The organism is Salinibacterium sp. ZJ450, from assembly GCF_011751885.2.
GTDB lineage: Bacteria > Actinomycetota > Actinomycetes > Actinomycetales > Microbacteriaceae > Ruicaihuangia.
Map to the genome: position 1 here is coordinate 2,283,590 of NZ_CP061771.1, position 13,184 is coordinate 2,296,773.

General features: G+C 64.7%; 12 protein-coding genes, 1 tRNA gene and 2 pseudogenes. 4 read left to right on the forward strand and 11 right to left on the reverse strand.

Annotated features, from left to right (window positions below; all coding sequences use genetic code 11):
- Positions 1–37 precede the first annotated feature (37 nt).
- The 3 genes and pseudogenes from HCT51_RS10965 to HCT51_RS19000 form a co-directional block, all read left to right on the forward strand.
- On the forward strand, positions 38–559 hold the full coding sequence (locus HCT51_RS10965; RefSeq protein WP_166873964.1) for a PaaI family thioesterase: 522 nt from the start codon (positions 38–40) through the stop codon (positions 557–559).
- Positions 556–1,824, forward strand: coding sequence for an MFS transporter (locus tag HCT51_RS10970; protein ID WP_166873967.1), 1,269 nt, complete (start codon positions 556–558; stop codon positions 1,822–1,824). The genes HCT51_RS10965 and HCT51_RS10970 overlap by 4 nt, the downstream gene beginning before the upstream one ends.
- Before the next feature lie 672 nt (positions 1,825–2,496).
- Positions 2,497–2,724, forward strand: a pseudogene (locus tag HCT51_RS19000) (FCD domain-containing protein); the annotation flags it as partial.
- Here HCT51_RS19000 and HCT51_RS10980 read toward each other — a convergent pair.
- From HCT51_RS10980 to HCT51_RS11010, 7 genes and pseudogenes are all read right to left on the reverse strand, one after another.
- Positions 2,685–4,076, reverse strand: a complete 1,392-nt coding sequence (locus tag HCT51_RS10980) for an FAD-dependent oxidoreductase (protein WP_224760454.1) — start codon at positions 4,074–4,076, stop codon at positions 2,685–2,687. The pseudogene HCT51_RS19000 and the gene HCT51_RS10980 sit on opposite strands and share 40 nt — an antisense overlap.
- 20 nt (positions 4,077–4,096) lie before the next feature.
- Entirely contained in the window at positions 4,097–4,795 is a 699-nt protein-coding gene (locus HCT51_RS10985) for an isochorismatase family protein (RefSeq protein ID WP_166873973.1), read from the reverse strand.
- Positions 4,792–6,219 (reverse strand): dihydroorotase, encoded by a 1,428-nt coding sequence (locus HCT51_RS10990; RefSeq protein WP_166873977.1) that lies wholly within the window; start codon positions 6,217–6,219, stop codon positions 4,792–4,794. Before HCT51_RS10990 ends, HCT51_RS10985 begins: the two co-directional genes overlap by 4 nt.
- Before the next feature lie 3 nt (positions 6,220–6,222).
- The gene (locus HCT51_RS10995) at positions 6,223–6,996 is read right to left on the reverse strand and encodes a GntR family transcriptional regulator (protein WP_224760455.1); all 774 of its coding nucleotides are present in this window, start codon (positions 6,994–6,996) and stop codon (positions 6,223–6,225) included.
- Positions 6,993–8,303: an MFS transporter gene (locus tag HCT51_RS11000; protein WP_166873984.1), complete on the reverse strand. Its 1,311-nt coding sequence runs from the start codon at positions 8,301–8,303 to the stop codon at positions 6,993–6,995. The genes HCT51_RS10995 and HCT51_RS11000 overlap by 4 nt, the downstream gene beginning before the upstream one ends.
- Before the next feature lie 170 nt (positions 8,304–8,473).
- Positions 8,474–8,632, reverse strand: a pseudogene (locus tag HCT51_RS11005) (helix-turn-helix transcriptional regulator); the annotation flags it as partial.
- Positions 8,633–8,823: 191 nt separating this feature from the next.
- Positions 8,824–8,895, reverse strand: a tRNA-Gln gene (locus tag HCT51_RS11010).
- 235 nt (positions 8,896–9,130) lie between these two features.
- Between HCT51_RS11010 and HCT51_RS11015 the strand changes: the two genes are divergently transcribed.
- Positions 9,131–9,571, forward strand: coding sequence for an SRPBCC family protein (locus HCT51_RS11015; RefSeq protein WP_166873987.1), 441 nt, complete (start codon positions 9,131–9,133; stop codon positions 9,569–9,571).
- A gap of 24 nt (positions 9,572–9,595) precedes the next feature.
- Here HCT51_RS11015 and HCT51_RS11020 read toward each other — a convergent pair whose 3' ends face one another.
- The 4 genes from HCT51_RS11020 to HCT51_RS11035 form a co-directional block, all read right to left on the reverse strand.
- Positions 9,596–10,579 (reverse strand): NAD(P)/FAD-dependent oxidoreductase, encoded by a 984-nt coding sequence (locus HCT51_RS11020; RefSeq protein WP_166873990.1) that lies wholly within the window; start codon positions 10,577–10,579, stop codon positions 9,596–9,598.
- Positions 10,576–12,057: a glutamate--tRNA ligase gene (gltX, locus tag HCT51_RS11025; protein WP_166873993.1), complete on the reverse strand. Its 1,482-nt coding sequence runs from the start codon at positions 12,055–12,057 to the stop codon at positions 10,576–10,578. Before gltX ends, HCT51_RS11020 begins: the two co-directional genes overlap by 4 nt.
- Before the next feature lie 125 nt (positions 12,058–12,182).
- Positions 12,183–12,821: an HAAS signaling domain-containing protein gene (locus HCT51_RS11030; RefSeq protein ID WP_166873995.1), complete on the reverse strand. Its 639-nt coding sequence runs from the start codon at positions 12,819–12,821 to the stop codon at positions 12,183–12,185.
- Positions 12,814–13,146 (reverse strand): PadR family transcriptional regulator, encoded by a 333-nt coding sequence (locus HCT51_RS11035; RefSeq protein ID WP_166873998.1) that lies wholly within the window; start codon positions 13,144–13,146, stop codon positions 12,814–12,816. Before HCT51_RS11035 ends, HCT51_RS11030 begins: the two co-directional genes overlap by 8 nt.
- Positions 13,147–13,184: the final 38 nt, after the last annotated feature.

A 13,184-nucleotide genomic window follows, 5' to 3' on the forward strand; every position in this document is an offset into this window, starting at 1 on the left:
CACCCATGCCTTGTATCGAGCACCCGGAGGACAGCTGATGACACCACCGCCCCAACCGCCGACGAACCGTTCGCGCACCATCTATTACCACCGCCCCGAAGAGGACAAGACGAAGCTGTTCGAGCGGCCCGGGATCGAGCAACTGCGAGCAATGGTTGACGGCCTGATGCCGCCGCCACCAATCAGTAGCCACATTGGACTGGAGATCATCTCCGTCGCCGATGGCGATGTCGTGATGACCGCCCAGCCTGACGAGTCGCATTACAACCCCGTCGGATCGGTCCACGGAGGATTTTTCGCGACGGTTCTTGACTCGGTATGCGGGTGTGCCGTGCACAGCACCCTGCCCTCTGGAGTCGGATACACGAGCCTGGAGATCAAGGTCTCCTTCCTCCGGCCGATCACCGCCGAAACTGGAACCGTCACCGCCCACGGCTGGGTCACCCGCCGCGGCAAGAGCGCGGCCTTCGCCGACGCCGATATCCGCGACCGCGCCGGCCAAGTGTTGGCCACCGCATCGAGCACCTGCCTGATCATCCACCCAGGCCCCGCCCGATGACCCAACGAGGGACAGTCTGGCCTGAGAACACGTCCCGTCCCCGCAAGCAAGGTCGACTGGGCAGGCGGGGGGCGTTCTGGGCGTCGGCATCGGTGCTCGCTCTGGTGCTCTGGTCGTCCGGCGCGCCCAGCGTGCTGTACCCGATCTACGCTGAGCAGTGGGATCTGACCCCGCTCATCATCACTACGGTGTTCGCTACCTACCAGCTCGCACTGATCGTCGTCTTGCCGCTCTTCGGAAATCTCTCCGACCAGCTCGGACGACGACGAGTCATGATTGTCGGCGTGGCTCTCATCGCGGCCTCGGCGATCCTCTTCGCCGTTGCCCCTAATGTGGCATTCCTGTTCGCCGGGCGAGTACTGCAAGGCGCCGGCGCAGGATTGGCGATGGGGGCGGCGACCGCGTCACTGATCGAGAACAACACCGCCAGCAGCCCCCGATTCGCCAGCTCCATGGCGACCGTGGCCACCGCGACAGGACTCACCCTCGCCCTGGCGCTCAGTGGCGTGCTTGCACGGTTCGTCCCGTTGCCCCTGCTCTGGAGCTACATCGTCCTGCTCATCCTGTCCTTGGCATCAATCGCTGCGCTGATGTGCGCACCGGATGACCGGCCGATCCATGTCCAACGTTGGCGACCGCAGGTACCCAGCGTGCCCCAGGGCATCCGACTACGCTTCTCCATCGCCACCCTGTCAGTCTCCCTCGCCTACTGTGTGGGCGCGATCTTCCTCTCCCTCGGCGCGCACATGATCACCCAGTTCGCACACACCGAGAACAGTGCGATCGTCGGAATCCTCCTCGGGTGCTCGGCGGCCGCCATCGGCATCACCGCACTTTTCTTGTCCCGCGTCCCCGCGCACACCTCAGTCTGGATCGGCGTAACCCTGACGGTCCTCAGCCTCGGGCTCATGGCCGCCGCCAGTGCTTTCGGCTCCATCTCCCTCTTTCTCGGCTGGTGCGTCATCGGCGGAATCGCCTACTCCTTCGCATTCACCGGAGGGCTCGGTCTCATCAACAGTGTCGCTTCCGAGCGCCATCGCGGCGCGACACTATCCCTGCTCTACCTCATCGCCTACGCTCTCCAAGCAGGCACCGCTATCGGCGTCGGCGCACTCGCTACTACGGGCAGTTTGAGCACCGCAGTCGGTATTGCCGCACTATCACTGGCCGCCCTCAGTGCCGCCGTACTCGTCCTCATGATTCTTGACGTCAGAGAGAGAAGGTCAAATGCAGATCTATCACCCTCCACGTCCAGACCCCTTTGACCCACCCCGGCTGCGATTGGAACGGTGCCGCGCTCGTGGCACTTCCCGGAGCGCTCGCCACCGCGGAACCCTCGTCCCCGCGATATATGAGGCGCGGCACGTTTCCAGAAGGGCAGCAGCGAATTCTCTAACGTCTGCTCGGCTTACGGGAGGCGGGCAAGGGGCTCCCGCGCAGTTTTCTTGTCGCTGCCAACGAAAAAGACCAAAAACCCCCGCCGGCGCGCGACTAGGTCAACAAGAAAACCCCCGTTTTACCGGGGGTTTACTGCTGGGGTACCTGGACTCGAACCAAGAAAAACTGATGCGAGCTGGGCTGCCTGTCTGGAAGGCTCCCTACCCCGCTCACAGGTGCTGCTCCAGAAACTCACTTCTGGCTCCGGAATCCGGACTACCTTGCCGACGAGTTAATCACACGGTTCGAGACGGAAGGCAACGACGACGATCTCGAGCTTGCGCGTCAGATCCTTCAAAGCGACGAACCGGAGGTCCGGTCGTACCAGATGCTCCGATATCTGTTCGGAGCCTACGAGCCGCTCGATTCCTCGCTGCGAGCCCCCATCGTGGTCATACTCGCCGATGATTCCAAATTCACCGAGACGCCGACTGGCGGATATTGGATGTCACTACCGACCGATTGCACGGTTGTGACCAACCTCGGTCCGGACAGCGAGAAGCTTGGGCAGCCGCCCGCTCGGAGTCGATCAGATTGCGGCCGAGCACCACAAAATCCTGGTCCGAATCGCCGCGGGCGATGACGATGGAGCCGTCGACTGCCTTCGCAGACACCTGGAAGAGCCAGTGAACGCCTCACGACTGCGCTCAATGAGTCACATCCCACCTAAACCTCCGTTAGAGGACGATCATTCTTCGCGCGAACCGACGTGGCGTCCCGCCGCGTAACCCAACCCAATAGCCGTGGACAGTCCGTTCCCCGAGGCATAGCCGTCGGCCCCGGCCTGCCCGGAGATCCCCGCAGCAACGCCGCCGCCGGCGTAGAGACCGCGAATGGGTCTTCCCTCTGGGGTGACGACGCGAGCGTGGGTGTCGATGGCGACTCCGCCCTGCGTGTGGAACATGGCGGGATGGGTCTTGCAGACGAAGTACGGTGGCTCGAGCGCACCCTGACCGAAGTCGGTGCGTCCGAACTGGTCGGCCGCTGTGCCTGCTGCGGCGGCGCTGGCTGTGTCGAGAGTCGCCGACAGGGTCACTTCGTCACAGCCGATGTACGCGGCCAGGGCAGCAGTATCCGGAGCCTCCTGCACACAGTCCAGATTGATGATTTTCACGAAGCGCGGCTCGTTGCGCGCAACGTAGTCGAAGATGCGCTTGTCCATGATCGTGAAGCTGTACGGAGTCTGGCGTGCGACAACCTCGGCGAAGGCGGAGTAGCCGACAGACTCATCCCCCAGGCGTGTGCCCTCCGGGCCGACGATGATGGCCCCGAGTTCGACGGTGGTCCAGGACAGGATGTCACCGGCATCGGTCGCGACAGCAGCGTACGCCTGATAAGCACGCACGTTCGCCAGCGCGGCGCCAAGCTGTTCGGCCCATTCGATGCCCTCACCGGTTGAGCCGGGAGCGCCGTGGTAGACGGTGCCGACCATCTCAGGGATCCAGCGCTCCAGCATGGCGCGGTTGGCGCCGAACCCGTTTGACGCCAGTAGTACGGCCCGAGCAGGAATGTCCTGCCTCTGTCCGTTCGACAGCTCAGCGGTGACGCCCGTCACCGCGCCGTCCTCGTGCAAGAGACCAACGACGGGAGTTCGGGTCAGGATGCTCACCCCGGCACGCTCGCATGCTCGCTGCAGGTCGGCCGTGAGATTCGCGCCGTTGCGGTCCGCCGGCGCATGCAGGCGAGGAACCGAGTGGCCGACGTGCTTGTAGTCGGTGATCAGGTACAGCCCAATGTCGTGGCGGTCTACCAGCCATTCGACGATTTCCGCCGATGCCTCGGCCATGAGCCGCACCAGGTTTTCTGCTTCGTGCGACCCGCTAGTCTGCAACAGGTCGTGAATCATTTTTTCCGGGCTGTCCTCGATTCCCGCCTCGCGTTGGAATCGTGTGTTCGCGCCGGGGACGGACCCCGTGCTCAGGGTGCTGTTTCCTCCGGGAGTCTCCAGCTTCTCGAGGACGAGCACCGATTTGCCGGCGTCGCTGGCGGCTAGCGCAGCCACCATGCCGCAAGCGCCCGCACCGACGACGACGAGGTCGTAGGAATCGTTGAGGGTGGGAGTGGTCGGATTCGCGGTCACGTCTGTTCCTTCCAGGCGCGCTAGCGCTGCTCGATCGTGGCCAGCTCGGCCAGGATGTCGTTCGTTGAGGCGACATCCGCATACTTCTGCGCCATGTCGAAGAGATTCACTTTGTGCACCGTCTCGGTGCGGTCGTACACCGCGTCATGCGGCACGAGGACCCGGAAGTTGTAGGAGAAACCGTCGACGACGGTGCCGCGAACACATCCACTCGTTGTCGCGCCGGTGACGACGAGCGTGTCGATCTGTCGCTCGATCAGAAAGCTGAGGAGCGGGGTTCCGAAGAAGGCGCTGGGGTGGCGCTTCGGCAGGAGGATCTCTCCTTCTTCCGGAGCGATGATGTCGACGAATCGATATCCTTCCTCGGCGATGTTCATGATCCCGGGCACCTTGGCGCCGAGTCGACCCTGGTCGAAGGATTGCTTGGGTGCGACGTGCGGGTAGAGAACTGGCCAGCCGTTACTGCGGAATAACGGAAGCAGCTTCGCGACGTTGGCGAGAGCATCCCAGCCGGTGTCTCCGCAGCTCGTAGTGAACTCTTCTTCCACGGACTGGAAGAACGGCTTCGGTTCCATACCGACGGTTCGATACTGTGCATCGATCACCAGCAGGGCGGGCCTCGAACCGATGCCCACCGGCTGGCCGAACCCGGCTGCTTCGTAGCGCCGTTCGTCGTCGTTGGTGATGACTCCCGCCCAGGGCTGGGTCACAACAGTCATTTGCTTGCTCCTGTCGATGTGGTTTCGGTTCGCTTGAGCAGGTCATCGAGCGCCTGGCGACCGCTGTGCCTGCGGGGAACGTATTCGCCCGTGCTGGAGGTGAGCTCACCGTTCTGAACGGCGAAACGGCCCTGGACGATGGTGTGATCGATGCTGACGTCGGAGTTCCAGCCTTCCCACACGCTGTACGCGGCGCCCGATCGTTGAGTTTCTGCCGCGATCGGGAACGGCGTTGACGGGTCGATGACGACGAGATCGGCGTCATATCCCACAGTCAGTTCGCCCTTGCGGTCGCCCATGCCGAAGAGTTGCGCGGGTCGCGTCGAGGTCATGCTGACGACCGTCTCCAGCGGGATGCCACGGCGAAGCGCCTCGGAGAGGAAGAGCGGGAACATCGTGCCTGTTCCCGGGAAACCTGCCGACGCGCTCCAGATGTCCTTGTCCTTGGCACTGAAGTGGCGGGGGACGTGATCGGATCCGAGCACGTCGATCTGGTTCTCGGCGATGGCATCCCACAGCGCCTCATTTGCGTCCGCGGTACGCAGCGGCGGGTTGACCTTACCCCGGGACCCGACGCCGGACTCGATGTTGAGGGTCAGGTAGTGCGGGCAGGTCTCCACGAACAGGTTTGAGTAGTGCAACTTCTGCCGACGGATTGCTGCGAGGGATTCGGGACTGGTCACGTGCACGGCGTACGCGGAGGCGCCGGTGACACTGGCGAGGTATCCGACCCGTCCCTCGGCTTCTGCCTCAACGTATGGCGGGCGGATGGCGTTCCACTCGGCCAGGCCGGCGTCGGGCTTCTGCTCGGTTTTCTCGCGCAGACGCCACACAAGTTCGATGTTCTCGGCATGCTGCGCGATCATGCCGCCGGCGTGCGCTGCCGCTTCAAGGGCGTCGAACAGGAAGGCGTCGTCGTTGCCGGGCAGGCCAAGGTAGGCGCCTTCATTCCCCCGGAAGTTCGTGAAGACCTTGTAGCTCGATACGCCAAGATCCTCTGCGTACGAGGGAATGTTCGCGACCTGCTCCGGCGTGACGACACAGAAGTGGAAGCCGAAGTCGGTGTGCGAGTTCGCTTCCATGACGGCGCGAGCGTCCGGGAAGACGTTCTCGTACGGCTCCGGGCTCATCAGATAGGCGATCATCGTGGTAACGCCGCCCGCGGCTGCGGAGGCGGATTCCTTCTCGGCGTCATCGACGGTTTTCGGCGCCGAGATGTCCTGTCCGAGGTGCACGTGCGCGTCGATGACCCCGGGGAAGATCCATCGCCCCGAGGCGTCGACGATTTCGTGGGCGTCCATCGGAGCGCCCGGGGAACCGATCGCAGCGATCTTTCCAGCCTTGACATAGATGTCGGCATCCGTCAGCCCGATACCAGGCAGCATGGCCTTGCCCCCGCGCAGGCACAGTTCAAAATTCGACAATGTTCACACCTCTGTTTTCAAAACGTTCTTGGAGCCGTGGACGGCGGGACCGTGGGCCTGTGGGTATTCGAGCGGGTCGAGGCCGAGCACAGCCAGCGTGTTCTGCATGGAGATCTCCAGGTGATCCTCCAGCAGTGCGGTGGCGGTGGCCGTGTCTCGCCGACGGACGGCCGCGAGAACCTCCTGGTGCTCGCTGCTCGAGTGCTGGCGTCTGACCTGCGAACGCTCCGTGTGAGTGAGGGCGAGGAAGAGCCGGTGGTTCACCTCGAGGGATGCCGCGACAATCGCCGAGTTCTCCGACAGGCTCACCATCCGCTGGTGGAAGTCCAGCTCAGCGACGTACGGGCCGGGCGCCGGAGTCCCACCACCGGCTCTGGCTTCCTCGGCAGCAGCGGAGCTTTCCGCCAACAGGATGCCGAGAGCCTCCAGGTCATCGTCGCTGGCGCGCTCAATCACAAGCCGTACGGCATAAAGCTCAAGCGCGATCCTCATCTCGTAGGTCTCGATGATCTCCCGCGGCTCGTACTTGCGAACGAACGCGCCACGGTGGCTTTCCAGCTGGAGCAGGCCTTCTCCGGCGAGCTTCTGGATCGCTTCACGCAGTGGGCCACGGCTGACCCCGAGCCTGTCGGCGATGGTCACCTCGTTGAGACGCTCACCGGGGGCAAGGGTCCCGTTCAGGACCATCTCTCGCAGGATGGATTCCGTCTGGCGCGACACCGTCGCTCCGCGTTGGACGACGCTTGAAGAGCCGGCTGGTTCTGCGTAGGCGTTCATTTCACGTGGCTCAATTCGATTCCCTTGGTCTCAGTCAGACGCAAGGCGGGGACAAGGGTGATCAGCGCGGTGAAGATGAGGAAGAACGCTGGGGCGAGCGGGTTGCCTGTGGCGTCTACCAGCCACGTGCAGATGTACGGTGCGGTGCCACCGGCGAGCGCGGCTCCCACACTGAACCCGAACGCGATCCCGGTGTAGCGGATCTCAGTGGGGAACATTTCGGCATAGGTGGAGAGTGCCACACCCATCAATGCGGAGTCCACCAGCCCCAAGACGATGTGTGCGAGGACAGCTACCGCCCCACCCTGTTCGAAGAGCAGGAACGCCGGCACAGCGAGCACGAGCGCGGCGACGCTTGCGCCGACGAACAGGGGCTTGCGGCCGATCTTGTCGGAGAGTGCCCCGAACAACGGCATGGCAATGACGGAGACCAACAGCGTCAGGGTTGTCGACATGTAGGCGAAGTTCGAATCGAAACCGAGGACCGTCTGCATGTGGATGTTCACGTAGACATACGCGACGTAGTAGGCGGAGAAGAGAAGGATCGAGAGGGCGACGACGCGGAGGAGAGCCTTCGGGTACCGCGCGAACATGATCCGTACGGGCGCTTGCTTGACCTGTGCGATGGTCGCTTTCGCAGCCTGGAACTCTTCGCTCTCCTCAAGTCCGTTCCGGATCCAGAGACCGAACAGACCGATCGGGATTGCGATGAGGAACGGAATCCGCCAACCCCAGTCCGCCATGACCTCAGCACCGAGTGTGAGGTTCAGCAATGCGACAGTGACTGATGCCAGGAGGGAGCCGGCGAGAGCACCCATCTGTGTGGTGGAGGTGAGCAGTCCGCGCTTGGCGTTCGGGGACTTCTCGGCGACGAATGATGCCGCACCGCCGAGTTCGCCGCCAGCCGCGAGTCCTTGAAGGCAGCGAGCCAGTACCAGCAGGAGGGTCGCACCAAGTCCAATCGCGGCATAGCTGGGGAGGATGCCGATCAGGCCGCTGGCGATGGCCATCAGGATTATCGTTGCTGCCAGCGCGTTCTTCCGGCCGAACCGGTCACCGAAATGGCCGAAGAGGAGAGCGCCGACGGGCCGCAGCACGAAAGCGACCGCAAAGGTAGCGAGCGTAGCGAGCAGGGATGCGACCGGGTCGCCGCTGGCGAAGAATTGCACGGCGAGGATGGTGGCAACGTAACCGTAGACGGCGAAGTCGAAGTACTCGACGATCGAACCGACCGCGCCGGCGATGATGACGCGAGGGGAAATTCTCTCGGTCTGTTCCGCCAGCCGAACCTTGGAGTTCTCATGCATAGAATTTTTCCTTCTTCGTTGAAGTGGTTTGCACCAGTGAAACCGATATCGCCCAAACTGTCAACAGTTTTCAGCAGACATTTGTCACTGTGAAGAACAGCGACGACGCGTTCTACGCCGGCATGGCCACGGAAGCTGTTTCCGAGTTGAGGATCCAGTCCCTCAAACCAGGCGAGCACCTCGCGCCACAGATACCGGACGTGACGCCCCACTCGTCGCCACGGTGGCCCGGTGCGCGTCTGCCGCCACTCCTCGAGCGTGCGCGGCGAGACCTGCAACAGGTCTGCGACCTGCTGCCCGGTCATGATCTGCGCGTCCTCGTCCGACATGACAGACAGGTACGACGCGGCACCCCGTACTCGGCCGCAGCAACGCGTAGTCGGGTGGGCCAGCCGTGGCCGCCGTCGTCGGAACGACGTCCGCGAGGCGTTTGTGGCACCCAAAGTGGCACTTTTGGTCTCGAGCAGCGTGTGTGGGAACACGAAACCCCTGGTTTCCCGCGGAAACTCAGGGGTTAAAGCTGGGGTACCTGGACTCGAACCAAGAACAACTGAACCAGAATCAGCCGTGTTGCCAATTACACCATACCCCATGGTGTTGTCCCGCCTTGCGGCGGCACCGAGAGACCACTTTACCCCATTCCCGAGGTGGTTCAGGACACGGAGGGGCCTCGACAAGCTCGACCGGCGGCAGAGCGCGGCTCGACCGGCGGCAGAGCGCGCTCAACCCTCAGCGAAAATGACTCGAACCGACGGCAACAATCGGGTTGTGCGCCGACCCCTCGGCTGTTTGACTCGGTGAACCCTGCCCGCCGTCTGGAGAACGACATGACTGATGGACTGATGATCACCCGCACCTTCGACGCACCCCGCGAGTACGTCTACGAGGCGTGGACCCGGCCGGAATACTTCTCGATCTGGTTCGGCACCGACGCGATCGACGTGCCGCTTGAGACGCTGTCTATGGACGTGCGCGTCGGCGGCAGCTGGACCGCGGTGATGCGCCTTCCCGACGGCAATCAGATCCATTGGGTCGGCGAGTACACCGAGGTCGAGCCGCCCGAGCGCCTCGCCTTCACGATCACCGATGAGCCCTCCGAGCCCGCCGGCGCCCCAGTGACCGTCGAGTTCGCCAAGGTCCCGGGCGGCACCAGAATGACGCTGGTGCAAAGTCGCGATCACCTCACCGACGAACAGGTCGAGCTGACGGTGATCGGCTACAACGGCTTCTTTGATTCCATGGAGAAAGTTCTCGACGAACGCCTGTGACGGATGTCGCGGAGCCAGCCGCTGCTAGCGGCGGTGGGCCGTCGGAATACCGATCAGGTCGCGGTTGATCGTTGCCGCGACGCGTCCCCCGGCACCGGCGGCGACGATGAGCTGCTGCGGTCCCGGCGAGGTGATGTCGCCCGCGGCATAGACGCCGGCGTGGCTGGTGCGACCATCGCGGTCGATGGAAACGAGGCCCCAGCCGTCGGTCTCCAGCTCCATCGTGGACACGAACTCGAGGTGGGCGTCCCAGCGGGGCCGCACGAAGCCGCCGACGACCGGCACGGTCTCGCCATCCACCAGACGGATGCCGCTGACGCCGCTACGGTCGCCCTCGACATCCGCGATCCTGCGCCGCTCGATCCGCACGCCCCGGTCGGCGAGCAGCTCGGCCTGGCCCTCGGTGATGGCGTCGGCGCCGTTGGTGAACACGGTGAGGTGGTGACTCCACTGCGCGATCAGCAGCGCCCGCCAGGCAATGTCGCTCTCCTCGCCGATCAGCGCGATCGGCCGGTCGCTGTATTCATAGCCGTCGCAGGCCACGCAGCTGAACAGCCCCATCCCATAGAAGGAGCGGATGCTGGGCAACTTCGGCAGCGTCTCCTTCAGCCCGGTCGCGAGCAACACCGTCTTCGTGCGCACGGTGCGGTCGGACTGGCCGTTGATGCCCTTCGCGGTGATCTCGAACAACCCGGTCGAACCGGTGGTGTGAGTGTCGCTGGAGTAGACGTGCTCCCCCGGCTCCTCAAGCGCGGTGACCGACTCCACCCTGGCCAGCTGGTGCTCGGCCTCCGGGTAGGCGAGGTACTCCTCGCGGCCGAGCCGGCGCAGCTCGGCGGGCGGGGTGTTGTCGCGGGTCAGGAAGCCGTGCGAGACCAGCGTCGCGGAGTGCCGCGGCCGGTTGCTGTCGAGCAGCAGCACGCGGCGTCGGGCGCGCACCAGGTTGAGCGACGCAGAGAGACCAGCCGGACCCGCCCCGATGACGACAACGTCGTACTCCTCACTCACAGGGTGTCCTTGAAACTCGTCAGACGCGCGAGCGACGATTCCTTGCCGAGCAGTTCCATGGATTCGAACAGCGGCGGGCTGACCCGGCGTCCGGAGATGCCGGTACGCACCGGGCCGAACGCGAGCCGCGGCTTGAGCCCGAGCCCGTCGACGAGTGCGGTGCGCAACGCGGCCTCGATCGACTCGGTGCTCCAGTCCTCGACTGCCGACAGGGCGGTGACGGATGCCGCGACCGTGGCTGCCGGATCGTCGCCGAGGCCCTTCAGCGCGTCGTCGTCGTAGCTGATCGCGTCATCCGCGGTGAACAGGAAGCCGAGCATGCCGCGCGCCTCGCTGAGCACCTGGATGCGCTCCTGGATCAGCGGCGCGGCCTTGGCGAGCAGCACCCGGTCGGAACCGCTGTCGACGATGTCGGTCAGGTAGGGCAGCAGACGTTCGGCGAAGTCGGAGGCTTCCAGCATCCGGATGTGGTCGCCGTTGATCGACTCTGCCTTCTTCTGGTCGAAGCGGGCGGGGTTCGGGTTGACGTCCTCGACGTCGAACGCGGCGATCATCTCGTCGACGCTGAACACGTCGCGGTCGGCAGAGATGCCCCAGCCAAGCAGCGCGAGGTAGTTGAGCAGACCCTCGGGGATGAAGCCGCGGTCGCGGTGGTGGAACAGGTTCGCCTGCGGGTCACGCTTGGAGAGCTTCTTGTTGCCCTCCCCCATCACGTAGGGCAGGTGGCCGAACTGCGGGATGGACTCGGCGACGCCCACCTCGATCAGGGCGCTGTACAGCGCGATCTGACGCGGGGTCGACGACAGCAGGTCTTCGCCGCGGAGCACGTGGGTGATGCCCATCAGCGCGTCATCGACCGGGTTCACGAAGGTGTACAGCGGGATGCCGTTCGGCCGCACCACCACGAAGTCGGTGAAGCTGCCCGCCGGGAAGGTGATCTCGCCGCGCACCAGGTCGGTGAAGGAGAGGTCGGTGTCCGGCACCCGCAGCCGCAGCGCCGGGTGGCGGCCTTCCGCGCGGTGTGCGGCCTTCCGCTCGTCGCTGAGCTCGCGCTCGAAGTTGTCGTAGCCCTGCTTGGGGTCGCGGCCGTTCGCGAGGTTGCGGGCCTCGATCTCCTCCGCGGTGGCGAAGGATTCGTAGAGCAGGCCGGTGGCCTTCAGCTTCTCGATCACCTCGGCGTAGACATCCTGCCGCTGCGACTGCCGGTACGGGCCGTGCGGACCGCCGACGTCGATGCCCTCGTCCCAGTCCATACCGAGCCAGCGCAGCGCGTCGAGCAGCTGTAGGTAGCTCTCCTCACTGTCGCGGGCGGCGTCGGTGTCTTCGATACGGAAGATCATCTTGCCGCCGGTGTGCCGGGCGTACGCCCAGTTGAACAGGGCGGTGCGGATGAGTCCGACGTGCGGAGTGCCGGTCGGAGACGGGCAGAAACGCACGCGAACATCGGAACCAGTGGCGGTGGAGAAGGAAGCAGACATCGGTGCAATCCTACCGGCGGGCGAACGGATGTCGCGGGGCTCAGAGCAGCAGCTCGACGTGCCATACGCGTGGGAGCTGGTTCGTGGGAGACCGAAGACGGGTCGAGGAGAAGAAGCGCCGCTGCTCAGCGACGGCGGTGTGCCCGCCAGAGCAGCCAGATGCCGACGACGACGTTGACGGCGACGAGGAGGAGGGCAGAGGACAGCCACACGTCGAAGAGAGTCGGCATGATCGGGTCGCCGGGCTCGACGGAGTCAGTGAACCCAACTTGGTCGCGGGTCAGCGACACAGTTGCGGCAACACCCGCCGCCACAACAACCGAGAGCGGGCCGGTGAGGGTCGCAACCCACTTTTCGCCGAGCGTCCAGGTGCGCGACATCCACACCATCGCGATGCCGACGATCCACCCGACCACGGGCACGACGACGCCTCCGAGCGCGACCAGCAGCGCGGCGACCAGGGCGTAGCCGCGCGAGTCGCTGCCAGCCGCGGAGTCTGCTGCGGCCGTCTGCGTGGCGGTGGCGGTGCCAGGCACGGGGCTGTCGGCCACGCCAGCCTCAGCCCGCGCTTCTGCGGCGATGAACGCGGGATCACCGAGTTCCTCGATCCGCGCGGCTGCGGCGGCGGCATCCAGCCCGGTCAGTTCTTCTTCGACGCCGGCGCGGATGTCGCGGGCCACTGATTCGGGAACGCCAACGAGCGCCGCTTCGAGTTGCGCGACGTAACTGCGGACCACCTGCGGGGTGGAGTGTGTGTCAGCCATCGGTCCCTCCGACCAGGTTGGTAACGGTGTCGGTGAACGGCGCCCACTGCTGCCGGAACAGCTCGAGCTGCTGGCTGCCGGCACTCGTCAAGCGGTAGTACTTGCGCACCGGCCCGGAATCGGAATCCCGATCGAACGAGCTCACCAGCCCCTTCTCACGCAGTCGGCCCAGCACCGGGTACAGCGTGCCGATGCTGGCGATCATGCCGTGGGCGGTGAGCGGCTCGGCCAGTTGCCAGCCGTACATCGGCTCCCGCGCGAGCAGGCCGAGTACGCAGTACTCCACCACTCCCTTGCGCAGTTGGGTGCCGACATCCGCTGTCATGCATCACAAGCTACTGTGCAATGCACGCTACCGCAACC